The organism is Nocardioides dongkuii (assembly GCF_014127485.1).
In the GTDB taxonomy this organism is placed as follows: Bacteria; Actinomycetota; Actinomycetes; order Propionibacteriales; family Nocardioidaceae; genus Nocardioides; species Nocardioides dongkuii.
Genome location: NZ_CP059903.1, coordinates 4,030,472 through 4,041,741, shown reverse-complemented (window position 1 = coordinate 4,041,741; position 11,270 = coordinate 4,030,472). Strand labels below are relative to the sequence as shown.

Below are 11,270 nucleotides of genomic sequence, written 5' to 3'. Positions count from 1 at the left end.
AGGAGCCTGATGCCCGAGTACAAGCTGCCCGACGTCGGCGAGGGCCTCACCGAGGCCGAGATCGTGGCCTGGAAGGTCAAGGTCGGCGACGTGATCGACGTCAACGACGTCGTCGTCGAGATCGAGACCGCCAAGTCGCTGGTCGAGCTGCCCTCGCCGTACGCCGGCGAGGTCACCGCCCTGCTCGTGGCCGAGGGCGAGACGGTCGCCGTGGGGACGCCGATCATCGCGGTCGGTGTCGCCTCCGAGGCGCCGATGGAGATCGACCTGTCCAACCCGGCCGCCAGCGGCGGCGGCGAGGGCGAGAGCCTGGTCGGCCGCAACAAGGCCGACCGCGGCCCCACCCGCCGGGTCCGCAAGACCCCCGGCGCCGCCGCGGCCAACGTGCAGGTCCAGGCCGCGTTCGAGCCCGGCGCCGCGCCGGTCGTGGAGGCCGTGGACCTCGAGCCCGCCGTGCCGGCGACCTCCGCGGTGCCCGCGCCCGCCACCGCCCCGGCCGCGGTGCGCGCGCTCGCGAAGCCCCCGGTCCGCCGCCTCGCCAAGGACCTCGGCGTCGACCTGGCCACGCTGACCCCGTCCGGCCCGCACGGCACCGTCACCCGCGCCGACGTCGAGGCGGCCGCGGCCGGCGCCGGGACGTCATCCGAGTCGGCTGCGGTAGCGACCAGTTCGTATGACGTCTCGGCACCCGAGCGCGAGACCCGCGAGCCGATCAAGGGCGTCCGCAAGATGATGGGCGCGGCGATGGTGCAGTCCGCGTTCACGATCCCGCACGTCACCGAGTGGATCACCGTCGACGTGACCCGCACGATGGAGCTGGTCGAGAGGCTCCGCGCGCGCCGCGAGCTCCGCGACCTCAAGGTCACCCCGCTGCTGGTGCTGGCGCGGGCGGTCATGCTCGCGATGCGCCGCACCCCCGAGATCAACTCGTTCTGGGACGACGCGGCCGGCGAGGTTGTGCTCAAGCACTACGTCAACCTCGGCATCGCGGCGGCGACCCCGCGCGGCCTGGTCGTCCCCAACATCAAGGACGCCCAGGACCTCGCGCTGCCCGACCTGGCCCGCGCGCTCGAGGCGCTCACGGCGACCGCGCGCGAGGGGCGCACCCAGCCGGCGGAGATGAGTGGCGGCACGTTCACGATCACCAACGTCGGCCCGTTCGGCGTCGACGGCGGCACCCCGATCATCAACCCCGGCGAGGCGGCGATCCTGTGCTTCGGCGCGGTGAAGAAGCAGCCGTGGGTGCTCACCGAGGGCGGCGAGGACCGCATCGTCGTCCGCCAGGTGTGCACGCTGGCGCTCTCCTTCGACCACCGGCACATCGACGGCGAGAAGGGCTCGCGGTTCCTGGCCGACGTGGCCGGCGTGATGGAGGACCCGGCGCTCTCGCTCCTGATGTGAGCGCGCCCGCGCCGGTCGTCCGGTGTGGCCGGCCCGGGTCGTGGGTAGTCGGTCACCCATGAGCGAGCACCCGGCCTTCCCCGACCCCGGCGCGGTGCTGGGCAGGTACGCCGTCGGCCGACGCCTCGGCGACGGCCCCGACAGCGACGTCTTCGAGGCGATGGACGAGCAGGAGCAGCGGCTCGTCGCGCTGACCGTGTTCTCCGAGGACCTCGACGGCGCGCGCGAGCAGCGGGTCCGCGAGCTGGTCACGGCCTGGACCGCGATCAACTCCTCGCACCTGCTGCCCGTGCACGAGGTCGGCGAGGAGGAGGGGCGGCTCTGGGTCTCCGCGCAGCTCGCGCCGGAGGGCGGGATCGACCGGCTGCGGGAGCAGTACGGCCCGCCGGCGCCGGCCACCGCCGTCGCGCTGGTCGCCGACCTGGCCGCGGGCCTCGCGGACCTGCACGAGGCCGGCCTGGTGCACGGGTCGGTCGACACCGAGCACGTGCTCCTGCACCAGGAGGGCGAGGTCGTCCGGGCCTGGCTCGCCCCGCCGCTGGTGAGCCCGCCCGACCCCGGCGCCCTCCCGGCCGACGACGTCCGCGCCCTCGGCGACCTGCTCGCGACCCTGGTGGAGGGCGCCCACGAGCCGGGCGCCCGGGGCGCCGAGCTGGACCGGGTGCTCGCGAGCGTGGGCTCCTACCCGAGTGCCGCGGCCTTCCGCGACGACCTGGTCCGCGCGGGGGAGGCGCCGCGGGGGCAGATCGTCGTCGAGCCTTCGCCGTCCCGGCCGTACGCGCCGATGCCGGGCGGTCCGTCGCGGCTCTCGATGGTGCTGCTGTTCCTCGTGGTGCTGGTGGCCGCGATCGCCGCGCTGATCGGCATCGACGCCGCGCTCTGACCCGGCGCGCGCTCAGGTGGCGGCGATGACGTCGGCCACCACGCGGCTGAGCCGCTCGCCGGCGTCCTCCTGGAGGAAGTGACCGGCGTCGGGGAGGACCACGTGCCGCTGGCCACGGGCGCCGGGGACGCGCTCCTGGAAGACCGTCTCCCAGCCGCGGGTCGCGGGGTCGCCGTCGGAGTAGCAGGTGAGGAACGGCCGGTCGAAGGACTCCAGCGCCCGCATCGTCCGCCGGCCGATCCGGGCGCCCACGTCGTTGCGGGTCAGCGGCAGCAGCGCGGTCATCTGGCGCAGCCCCGCGGTGTGCCGGGCGTCGGGGAACGGGGCGTCGTACGCCGCCAGCACCTCGGGAGGGAGTGGGTGCACCGTGGCCGCGCCGACGAAGTCGCTGGCGCGCAGCTCGGGCGCGCGCTGGGTGTGCAGCAGGTAGTCGAGGAGCGCCTCCTCGATCACCACCCGCGACTCCCCGGCGCCGTGCACCGCCCAGGTCAGCCGGTCGGCGAGGGCGGGGTCCGCGGTGTGCAGGATCGTGTTCGCGGCGACGACGCGGGCGAAGCGGTCCGGCTCCGCGGCCAGGACGCTGAGGCCGATCGGGCCGCCCCAGTCCTGGGCGACGAGCGTGACGTCGCGCAGGTCGAGCGCGGTCACCAGGCTGCGGGTCCACGCGACGTGCCGGGCCAGCGTGTAGGCCGTGGTCCGGGTCGGCTTGTCGGAGCGGCCGAAGCCGATGTTGTCCGGGGCGATCACCCGGACGCCGGCCTCGACGAGCACCGGGACGACCTTGCGGTAGAGGTAGGACCAGGTCGGCTGGCCGTGCAGCAGCAGCGCGACGGGGCCGTCGGCCGGGCCCTCGTCGAGGTGGTGCATCCGCAGCGGGTCGAGCCCCTCGGCCTCGACCTCGACGTAGTGCGGCGCGAAGGCGTAGCCCGGCAGGCCGGCGAAGCGCTCGTCAGGGGTCCGTACGACGTCGGTCATCGTGCTCACGCCTCGATCGGGCCGACCTGCCAGCCCTCCGGGGAGACCGGGTGCAGGATCGCGTCGGTGCCGCCGTCGACGAACAGCACCGCGCCGACCACGAGCGAGGCCGCCGCGGAGAGCAGGAACGCGATCGGCGCGGCGATCTCCTCGGGCCGGCCGGGCCGGCCGACGGCGGTGGGATAGGTGTCGGCGAACTGGCCCAGCACCGGGTCCGCCCGCAGCTGGTCGCTCATCGGGGTGGTGACCATGCCGGGGGCGACCGCGTTGAGCCGGATGCCGTGGCCGATCCAGTGCTCGGTGACGCCCTCGCGCCGCGCCCACCAGGCCAGCGCCGCCTTCGTCGCCGGGTAGACCATCACCGAGTCGACCCGGCTCGCGGCCTCCCGAGCGGCGGGCTCGTCGTCGCGCAGGCAGTGGCCGGCCACCGAGGCCTCCCAGCCCGGCATGCCGGTGATCGAGTTCGAGGCCAGCAGGACGACCCCCGCGCCGCCGTCGTCCGCGGCCGCCGCGAGCTGCTGGTGCAGCCCGCGCACCAGCGCGAGCGCGCCGAAGTAGTTCACCGACACCACCAGCGCCGAGTCGACGCCGGTGAACCCGCCGATCCCGGCGGCCGGCACCAGCCCGTGGACCACGTCGGTCAGCGCCTGGACGCCGGCGACCGCCGCCGCCCGGCCGTCCGCGGTGGCCAGGTCGGCGACCACGTCGGCGTTGCGCTGGTCGACGGTGATCACCCGGCCGCCCTGCTCGCGCAGCAGCACCGTGGTGGCCGCCCCGATCCCCGACGCGGCCCCGGTCACGACGTACGTCCTCATGGCCGGGGACTGTAACGCGTTCTAGTTCGGCGAGTCGGCGCTTGTGTCCGCGCGGAGGCGGGGATCGAGGTCGACGTCCGTCACCTCGTAGTGGTCGACGTGCGGATCCTTCTCGACGAGGAGGTCGTCGTCGCCGGGGTAGAAGACGGCCACCTCCGGCCGGTCGCCCGCGAACCGGCGGACGTCGTCCATCGAGGCCCACAGGGACAGCGTGATCACCTCGACGAGCTCGCCCACCGGGCGCCGCAGCACCAGGACGCCGAGGTTGCCCGGGGTGGCGCGGTAGTCACGCACCCCCGTCTCGCCCTGGTGCGCGAGGTAGGCCTCGGCGTCCTCCGCCCGCACGGCCCCTCGCCAACGTCGCAGGATCATGGTCGCTCTCCTACTCGGCGGTGACCTTGCGGTCCACGCGGATCGTCTCGGTGCCGCGCTGGTAGAGGTGGCCGGCGCCCCGCTGATAGGTGAGCTCGATCTCCGCGAGGTGCGCGACGCCGGCCCGGGTGGGCGCGATGGTGGCGAACAGGTAGTCGCTGTCGGGTACGCCGTGGCGGAACCTCGCTCCCGGCTCGAGGGGCACGACGTCCGCGCAGTACTTCTCGGGGCGGTCGACCGAGCCGATGGGGTCCTCGTCGGCTCCGAGGTGGCAGATGGAGAAGGACACGGTGGCCTCCGCCGTGTTGGCCGCGAAGACCGCCTCGGCGCGGTCGATCGTCACGGTCTCCGGTTCGCCGTCGACCCGGGGGAAGACCACGGTCGTGGAGAGGGCGGCGTCGGCGACGGGGCGCGGCCCCGACGTGGCGAAGGAGTCCCCGAGACCCCCGAAGACGGTGGGGTGCGTCCACCATCGCAGGAACGAGACGGCGCCGACGAGGACCGCCAGCACGGCGACGGCCACGGCCACGGCGACTCTCACGCGTCGGGACGATAACGGAGTCTCACCCGTCAGGGCCGGGGATCGCCATGGCCGTCGACCATCAGCTAGCGAGGATCGCCGCGCTGAGCACCGAGGTCACGACGAAGAACGGCGCGTTGACGGCGCCGTAGAGCAGCGGCCGGGGGACGTTCGGGTTGATGGCGATCTGGAAGGCCATCGCGCTCAGGTAGCCGACCCCCACCATCAGGCCGAGGGCGACGGCGTCGCCGAGGGACGTGAGGTCCAGGGCCTCGACGAGCACGGCGGTGGTGAGCAGGGTGACCAGCTGGCAGACGACCGGTCCGGCCGCGGAGACCGGGGTCGTCGCGGGCGGGGGCGCGCCCTCGCGCCCGAGCGCGACGGCGTACGGCTTGGTGATCACGACGGCGAACCAGACGCCGGCGAGCAGGACGGACGCGACGGCGGCGAGGACGTAGGCCAGCCAGTTGATGTCACCGAGGACGTTGAACACGGGGGAGCTCCATCTCCGCGACCACCGTGGCCGCTCGAGGTCCAGCCTGGACGAGGTAGAGGACAGGTTGTGACCGCTACTTGGGCCAGGATGGGCGGCATGCTCACGACCTCCGGACGGCTGCTCGCCCTGCTCTCCCTGCTGCAGGCCCGCCGTGACTGGCCCGGCGACGTCCTTGCCGAGCGGCTCGCCGTGAGCCCGCGGACCGTGCGGCGCGACATCGACCGGCTCCGCGAGCTCGGCTACCGGATCGCGGCCGTCAAGGGGCCCGACGGCGGCTACCGGCTCGCCGCGGGCTCCGACCTCCCGCCGCTGCTCTTCGACGACGACCAGGCGGTCGCCCTGGCCGTGGCTCTCCAGCTCGCCGCGACCACCGGGGCGGGCCTCGGGGACGCCGTGGGCGAGGCGGCGCTGCGCGCGCTCACGACCGTCCGCCAGGTGCTGCCCGCGCGACTGCGGCGCCGCCTCGACCTGTTGCCCCTGACTGTCGTCGAGCCCCCGCGCGGCGCGACCGCCGGGGTGGACCCCGAGGTGCTGCTCGCCCTGGGTGCCGCGGTCCACGCCCGCGAGGTCCTGCGGCTCGACTACGCCGCGCCGGGCGGCGACCCCGACCCGCGCCGGGTCGAGCCGCACCACCTCGTGACCTGGCGCGGCCGCTGGTACCTCGTCGCGTGGGACCTCGACCGCGTCGCGTGGCGCACCCTCCGCGCCGACCGGATCACGCCCCGCGTCCCGACCGGGCCGCGCTTCGCCCCTCGGGAGCTCCCGGGCGGGGACGTCACCACCTTCGTGACCGCCCGGTTCCGGGGCTCCGAGACGGATCCCCGGTGGCCGTGCACCGGCGAGGTGGTCCTCGACCTGGCGCTGGACGAGGTCCGCCCGTTCGTCGGCGACGGCGTCGCCGAGGCCGCCGGCCCCGGCCGCACCCGGCTCGTCCAGGGGTCCTGGTCCTGGGCGGCGCTGGCCGCCTCCCTGGCCCGCTTCGACGCCGACCTCACCGTGGTGGGCCCGCCGGCGCTGCGGGAGGCGTTCGGCGTCCTGGCCCGGCGCTCGGCGCGCGCAGCGCAGCCGGGGTGAGTCAGGACCCCAGCAGGGCGAAGGTGGCCAGGGCGTGCACGAGCGACTTTCCGTCCTGCTCCACGTCGGCCTCGCACACCGTGAGCGACTCTCCCCGCTTGCTGACGGTGGCGGTCACGACCAGGCGGCCGGGCTTGCCGGGCCGCAGGTAGGTGACGGTGAGCTGGCTGGTGGCCGGGGTCTCGTCGTCCACGGCGCTCCGGATGGCGGCGCCCATCGTGGTGTCCACCAGGGTGGCGAGCAGTCCCCCGTGGACGGTGCCCGCGGGGTTGAGGTGCCGTTCGTCCACCTCGATCTCGAGGGTGGCCCGGCCGTCCGCGGCCTCCGGGTCCTGGGCGCCGATGAGGGAGAGGAAGTCGTGCGCGTCGTTTGTCACGCGGGGTCGGTACCCAGCGGCGTACGGTGACCCCCATGTCGAGGCTGCGCGCGATCGGTTCCGCGCTGCTGTCGCGCGGCGTGCTCACCCCGGGTTGGTACGCGATCCTCACCGGGCTGGCGATGCTCGTCGTCGCCCACGCGCTGGGCACGGTGGCCGACGACGACCCGGCGGCGGCGTACGTCGCGGTGGGGATGGCCGTCCTGGGGATCTGGCAGCTGGAGCGTGGGGTGCGCGCGGAGCTGGCGCGGTGGCCCCGACCTACGGCCGTCTCGGACCACGACCGCGCCTGATGGGTACCGGTCCGACATGAGTGAGACGAGCAGCGAGCGCGAGCCGGAGCAGCAGGAGATCGCCGAGAACCAGGAGAAGCTGGACGCCGAGGCGGAGGGCGACGGGCTGGCCGCGGAGGCCGACGCCGCCGAGGGCACCGGGATCAGCCAGGGCTGATCAGCCGGGGCTGAGCCCGAGCCGGGCGCCGGCCTGCAGCCGCTCCATCAGGGCGCGGATGGCGGGGACGCCCTCCGCGCCGGGGCGGTGCACCATCCCGACGTGGCGCTCGCCGAACCCGGCCGCGCGGCGTACGTCGACGCCCGAGTGGCGGAACGCGGTCAGGGCGAGCTGGGGGAGCACCGTGACGCCGAGGCCGTGCGCGACGAGGTTCTGCACGACCACGTAGTCGTCGCTCTCGTGCAGCAGCCGCGGCTCGAACCCCGCGGCCCGGCAGCTCGCGACCAGGTGCTGGCGGCAGCGCTCGCACCCGGCGACCCATCCCTGCTCCGCGAGCCACGCCGGCCCGACCCGGGCCGGGGCGTCGCTGTCGGCGGGGAGCACCAGGTGCATCGGCTCGGCGCCGAGCGGCACCCAGGCCAGCGACCCGTCGTCGGCGGGCGGGCCGTCGTACCCGAAGACCAGCGCCACGTCGACGTCGCCGGCGAGTACCCCGGCCCAGGCCTCGGGCGGCTCGGTCTCCACCAGCGTCACCTGCACGCCCTCGTGGTCGTCGTGCAGGGCGCGGACGGCGGGGGGCACCAGCGTCGCCGCCGCCGACGGGAACGCCGCGAGCCGGACGGTGCCGGCGCGCAGGTCGGCGAGCGCGCCGAGCTCCTCGCGGGCCAGGTGCAGCGCGCTGTGCACGACCTCCGCGCGTGCCAGCAGGGCGGTCCCGGCCTCGGTCGGTCGGGTGCCGCGGGTGGTGCGGACCAGCAGCGGCCCGCCGACCTCGCGCTCGAGCTGCTGCAGCTGCTGGCTGACCGCGGACTGGGTGGTCCCCAGCTCGCGGGCCGCGGCGCTCAGCGACCCGGACCGGGCGACGGTCCGGAACAGCAGCACGCGGCGGGGGTCCATCCAGCCATTAGAAGCGCTGGGGGCCGCCCTCGGCAATCTCAGGCTACCTACGAGGCGGCGCGCGACGCAGCATGGTGGGCATGGAGACACGCATGGAGACCGTGGGCCTGATCGGCGGGATGAGCTGGCACTCGACCGCGACGTACTACCGGGTGATCAACGAGGTGGTCGCCGCCGCACGCGGCGGGCACGCGTCCGCCCGGATCGCCCTGCAGTCACTGGACTTCGCGGAGGTCCGCGACTGCCAGGTGCGCGGTGACTGGGACGGCGCCGCGGAGCTGCTCGCCGAGGCGGGCCGGCGCTGCGTCGGCGGCGGCGCCACCGCGGTCGCGATCTGCACCAACCTGATGCACAAGGTCGCGCCCCAGGTCGAGGCCGCGATCGACGTGCCGCTGCTGCACATCGCCGACGCGGTCGCGGCCGAGGCGGGCCGGCACGGCTGGGGGACGCTCGGCATCCTCGGCACCCGCTGGGTGATGGAGGAGTCGTTCTACGCCGACCGGCTGGCCCGCCACGGGGTGGCCGCGGTCGTGCCCGGCGCCGCCGAGCGGGAGGCCGTCGACACGATCGTCTTCGACGAGCTCACCCAGGGGATCGTGCGGGACGCCTCGCGCACGGCGTACGTCGACGTCATCCGCGGGCTCGCCGACCAGGGCGCCGAGGCCGTGGTGCTCGCCTGCACCGAGATCGGGCTGCTGGTCAGCCCCGAGGACAGCCCGCTGCCGCTCATCGACAGCGCCGAGGTGCACGCCCGCGAGCTGGGCCGGGTGGCGCTCGGCGAGCTCACGGTCGCCTGACCGGGAGGGCGCGCGTCAGGTCCGTCCCGCGACCTCCGCGAGGAGCGGGACCATCGAGGAGACGGGCGGCAGCGCGGCCATCTCGTCCGCGACCGCCCGAGCCGCGGAGCGGTACCGGTCGTCGCCCAGCACCCGGCGGACCGCCGCCGGCAGGTCGGGCAGTGCGTCCGGTCCCGGCAGTGCGAGGCCGGCGCCCAGGGCCGCCACGTGCTCGGCGTTGATGAACTGGTCCATCGCGAAGAGCGGCAGCACGACCTGCGGGACGCCCGCCGCGAACGCCGCCATCGTGGTGCCGAAGCCACCGTGCCCGACCACCGCCGCCGCGTGCGGGAGGACGTCGGCCTGCGGCCACCACGGCCGGACGCAGGTGTTCGGCGGGGCCGACAGCGAGTCCGCCGTGGCACCGTGCCCGGTGGTGAGCAGGACGCGCACCGGCTGGTCGGCGAGCGCGGCGAGGACGGCCGGGTAGATCCCGGCGAAGTGCGGGATCGCGGCGGCGACGGATCCGAAGGTGACGTAGATCAGTGGGTCCTCCGGGTCCCCCCACGGCTCCGGGAGGCGGCCGGCGCCCGGGTCGGCGGGCTCCCGGTAGCGCTGCGGGGTCCGGCCGGGCGCGGTCCCGGCGCGCACGCCGTCCAGCACGGCCGGCACGCTGGTGAAGGTCGCCGCTCCGTGGAACGCCGCCTCGCAGGAGCCCGGAGCGAGGCCGGCGACCGCGTCGAGCTCGGCCAGCGGCTCGGGCAGGAGCGCGCCCATCCGGGCCGTCATCGCGGCGACCCCGACGGCGACGACCGCGTGCGGGACGCCGCGAGCGAGCGCGGCGGCGAGGGAGCCCAGCTCGCCCGGCTCGCGGACCACGAGGTCGGGACGCCACTCCTCGAGGGTCGCGGTCACGCCCGGCAGCGCCGCCCGCGCGTCGAGGCGACCGAAGATCTCGGCGACCACCGTGCGGTTGGCCTCGTCGAGGGACAGGGACGGCAGCCGGCCCATCACCGGACCGATGACCTCGCCGGGGACGTCGGCGAACGGCCGGTGGGCGAACCCGGCACGCGTGACCTCGTCCGCGAACGACGCCGGCGCGGCGACCGCCACCTCGTGGCCGGCCTCGACGCAGGCGCGGGCCACCGGGACGAGCGGGCCGAAGTGGCCGGAGCCCGCGGTGCTGGCGACGAGCACGCGCATCCCGTCAGCGTCCCACCGCTCAGGGCCGGGGAACAGCCCCCAGCACCTCGGCCTCCTCCTCGGCGGTGAGGCCGGTGACGACGGCGTCCGGGGTGGCGCGGAGCCAGGCCAGCGTGTCGCGCGCGGTCTCGGCGTGCGGGCGGATCCGCAGCCCGGCTTCCAGCGACGGGGTGACGTCGTGCGCCGTCAGCCCGTCGTACGCCGGCCGCGGCAGCCACAGCGGGACCGACCGCGGGCCGTCCCACGGCTCGACCCCCTGCGCCTCCAACGCGCCCTGGGGCACCCAGGTCCAGGTCGGGGCGGCGCCGACGCCCTCGGCGACCTGGGTCAGCAGCTCGGCGATCGGCAGGACCGGGCCGACGCCGTCGAAGTCGCCGGTACGCCGCTGCTCGGCGCTGTCGACGATCCAGGTGGCGAGGTCGCGGACGTCGACGACCTGCACGGTGTCGGCCGGGTCGCCGGGCGCCAGCACCTCGGGCCGCTCCGCGGCAGCGCCGAGGCGGGCCGGCCAGTAGCTGAACCGGCCCGTCGGGTCGCCGGGCCCGACGATCAGCCCGGGCCGGACCACCATCGCGCTCGCGACGCCGTCGGTCACCAGCCGCTCGCAGGCGACCTTCATCGGGCCGTAGGCGTCCGGGTCGCTCGCGAGGTCGCGGTCCTCGTGGACCGGCTCGCGCAGCGGGAGGGTGCCGGGCCGGCCGCCGGGCGTGGACTCGTCCTCGTAGACGTTGATCGTCGAGATGAACACCCAGTGGGCGTCCGGCAGCCGCTCGACCGCGCGGCGCACCCACGACGGCTGCCGCGCCACGTCGACGACGGCGTCGAACCCGGTCAGCTCCACGGGCAGCGGCCCGGTGCGGTCGACCTCGACGTGCCGCGCCCCGTCCGGGACCGACCCGGACGCCCCGCGGCACGCGCAGACCACGTCGTGCCCCCGGCGTACCCCCTCCTCCGCGACCGCGCGGGAGAGGAAGACCGTTCCGCCGAGCACCAGGAGCCTCATGTCCCGAGCCTCGCCGACCCGCCGCAGGC

At 75.6% G+C, this 11,270-nt stretch carries 15 protein-coding genes; 6 read left to right on the top strand and 9 right to left on the bottom strand.

The annotated features are described in order from the left end of the window. Window positions 1-9 precede the first annotated feature (9 nt). Both H4O22_RS19580 and H4O22_RS19575 read left to right on the top strand, forming a co-directional pair. A complete protein-coding gene (locus H4O22_RS19580; protein ID WP_182524962.1) occupies window positions 10-1,401 on the top strand; it encodes a dihydrolipoamide acetyltransferase family protein in 1,392 nt (463 codons plus the stop codon). 58 nt (window positions 1,402-1,459) lie between these two features. Next, a complete protein-coding gene (locus H4O22_RS19575) occupies window positions 1,460-2,284 on the top strand; it encodes a protein kinase domain-containing protein (RefSeq protein WP_182524961.1) in 825 nt (274 codons plus the stop codon). Between the two features lie 12 nt (window positions 2,285-2,296). On the opposite strand, the gene H4O22_RS19570 is transcribed toward H4O22_RS19575, so the two are convergent. The 5 genes from H4O22_RS19570 to H4O22_RS19550 form a co-directional block, all read right to left on the bottom strand. Continuing rightward, the gene (locus H4O22_RS19570; RefSeq protein WP_182527245.1) at window positions 2,297-3,259 is read right to left on the bottom strand and encodes a haloalkane dehalogenase; all 963 of its coding nucleotides are present in this window, start codon (window positions 3,257-3,259) and stop codon (window positions 2,297-2,299) included. Window positions 3,260-3,264: 5 nt separating this feature from the next. Then, a complete protein-coding gene (locus H4O22_RS19565) occupies window positions 3,265-4,074 on the bottom strand; it encodes an SDR family oxidoreductase (RefSeq protein ID WP_182524960.1) in 810 nt (269 codons plus the stop codon). Window positions 4,075-4,095: 21 nt separating this feature from the next. Beyond that, window positions 4,096-4,446, bottom strand: a complete 351-nt coding sequence (locus tag H4O22_RS19560; RefSeq protein ID WP_182524959.1) for an antibiotic biosynthesis monooxygenase — start codon at window positions 4,444-4,446, stop codon at window positions 4,096-4,098. A 10-nt stretch (window positions 4,447-4,456) separates the two neighbouring features. Continuing rightward, on the bottom strand, window positions 4,457-4,987 hold the full coding sequence (locus H4O22_RS19555; RefSeq protein WP_182524958.1) for a hypothetical protein: 531 nt from the start codon (window positions 4,985-4,987) through the stop codon (window positions 4,457-4,459). A gap of 61 nt (window positions 4,988-5,048) precedes the next feature. Further along, the gene (locus H4O22_RS19550) at window positions 5,049-5,459 is read right to left on the bottom strand and encodes a DUF1761 domain-containing protein (RefSeq protein WP_182524957.1); all 411 of its coding nucleotides are present in this window, start codon (window positions 5,457-5,459) and stop codon (window positions 5,049-5,051) included. 99 nt (window positions 5,460-5,558) lie between these two features. On the opposite strand from H4O22_RS19550, the gene H4O22_RS19545 reads away from it, so the two are divergent. After that, window positions 5,559-6,536: a helix-turn-helix transcriptional regulator gene (locus H4O22_RS19545; protein ID WP_182524956.1), complete on the top strand. Its 978-nt coding sequence runs from the start codon at window positions 5,559-5,561 to the stop codon at window positions 6,534-6,536. Window position 6,537: 1 nt separating this feature from the next. Here the strand turns inward: H4O22_RS19545 and H4O22_RS19540 are convergent, their stop codons facing one another. Beyond that, window positions 6,538-6,912: a PaaI family thioesterase gene (locus H4O22_RS19540; RefSeq protein ID WP_182524955.1), complete on the bottom strand. Its 375-nt coding sequence runs from the start codon at window positions 6,910-6,912 to the stop codon at window positions 6,538-6,540. Between the two features lie 35 nt (window positions 6,913-6,947). Between H4O22_RS19540 and H4O22_RS19535 the strand changes: the two genes are divergently transcribed. Together H4O22_RS19535 and H4O22_RS19530 are read left to right on the top strand one after the other, a co-directional pair. Then, window positions 6,948-7,205, top strand: a complete 258-nt coding sequence (locus H4O22_RS19535) for a hypothetical protein (protein WP_182524954.1) — start codon at window positions 6,948-6,950, stop codon at window positions 7,203-7,205. Window positions 7,206-7,221: 16 nt separating this feature from the next. Then, a complete protein-coding gene (locus H4O22_RS19530; RefSeq protein ID WP_182524953.1) occupies window positions 7,222-7,362 on the top strand; it encodes a hypothetical protein in 141 nt (46 codons plus the stop codon). Here H4O22_RS19530 and H4O22_RS20810 read toward each other — a convergent pair whose 3' ends face one another. Further along, a complete protein-coding gene (locus tag H4O22_RS20810) occupies window positions 7,363-8,259 on the bottom strand; it encodes a LysR family transcriptional regulator (protein WP_182524952.1) in 897 nt (298 codons plus the stop codon). An 80-nt stretch (window positions 8,260-8,339) separates the two neighbouring features. Between H4O22_RS20810 and H4O22_RS19520 the strand changes: the two genes are divergently transcribed. Continuing rightward, complete coding sequence (locus H4O22_RS19520; RefSeq protein ID WP_227465653.1) at window positions 8,340-9,056, top strand: aspartate/glutamate racemase family protein; 717 nt, start codon at window positions 8,340-8,342, stop codon at window positions 9,054-9,056. A gap of 15 nt (window positions 9,057-9,071) precedes the next feature. Here H4O22_RS19520 and H4O22_RS19515 read toward each other — a convergent pair whose 3' ends face one another. Beyond that, a complete protein-coding gene (locus H4O22_RS19515) occupies window positions 9,072-10,238 on the bottom strand; it encodes a glycosyltransferase (protein ID WP_182524951.1) in 1,167 nt (388 codons plus the stop codon). Window positions 10,239-10,257: 19 nt separating this feature from the next. Continuing rightward, window positions 10,258-11,241, bottom strand: a complete 984-nt coding sequence (locus H4O22_RS19510; protein ID WP_182524950.1) for a Rossmann-fold NAD(P)-binding domain-containing protein — start codon at window positions 11,239-11,241, stop codon at window positions 10,258-10,260. Between the last annotated feature and the right edge of the window lie 29 nt (window positions 11,242-11,270).

Bases quoted from the DNA above. Each gene is read 5' to 3' on its own strand.
- H4O22_RS19510 (WP_182524950.1), bottom strand. From the start codon at position 11,241: ATGAGGCTCCTGGTGCTCGGCGGAACGGTCTTCCTCTCCCGCGCGGTC.
- H4O22_RS19520 (WP_227465653.1), top strand. From the start codon at position 8,340: ATGGAGACACGCATGGAGACCGTGGGCCTGATCGGCGGGATGAGCTGG.
- H4O22_RS19530 (WP_182524953.1), top strand. From the start codon at position 7,222: ATGAGTGAGACGAGCAGCGAGCGCGAGCCGGAGCAGCAGGAGATCGCC.
- H4O22_RS19545 (WP_182524956.1), top strand. From the start codon at position 5,559: ATGCTCACGACCTCCGGACGGCTGCTCGCCCTGCTCTCCCTGCTGCAG.
- H4O22_RS20810 (WP_182524952.1), bottom strand. From the start codon at position 8,259: ATGGACCCCCGCCGCGTGCTGCTGTTCCGGACCGTCGCCCGGTCCGGG.
- H4O22_RS19575 (WP_182524961.1), top strand. From the start codon at position 1,460: ATGAGCGAGCACCCGGCCTTCCCCGACCCCGGCGCGGTGCTGGGCAGG.
- H4O22_RS19515 (WP_182524951.1), bottom strand. From the start codon at position 10,238: ATGCGCGTGCTCGTCGCCAGCACCGCGGGCTCCGGCCACTTCGGCCCG.
- H4O22_RS19560 (WP_182524959.1), bottom strand. From the start codon at position 4,446: ATGATCCTGCGACGTTGGCGAGGGGCCGTGCGGGCGGAGGACGCCGAG.
- H4O22_RS19570 (WP_182527245.1), bottom strand. From the start codon at position 3,259: ATGACCGACGTCGTACGGACCCCTGACGAGCGCTTCGCCGGCCTGCCG.
- H4O22_RS19580 (WP_182524962.1), top strand. From the start codon at position 10: ATGCCCGAGTACAAGCTGCCCGACGTCGGCGAGGGCCTCACCGAGGCC.
- H4O22_RS19565 (WP_182524960.1), bottom strand. From the start codon at position 4,074: ATGAGGACGTACGTCGTGACCGGGGCCGCGTCGGGGATCGGGGCGGCC.
- H4O22_RS19535 (WP_182524954.1), top strand. From the start codon at position 6,948: ATGTCGAGGCTGCGCGCGATCGGTTCCGCGCTGCTGTCGCGCGGCGTG.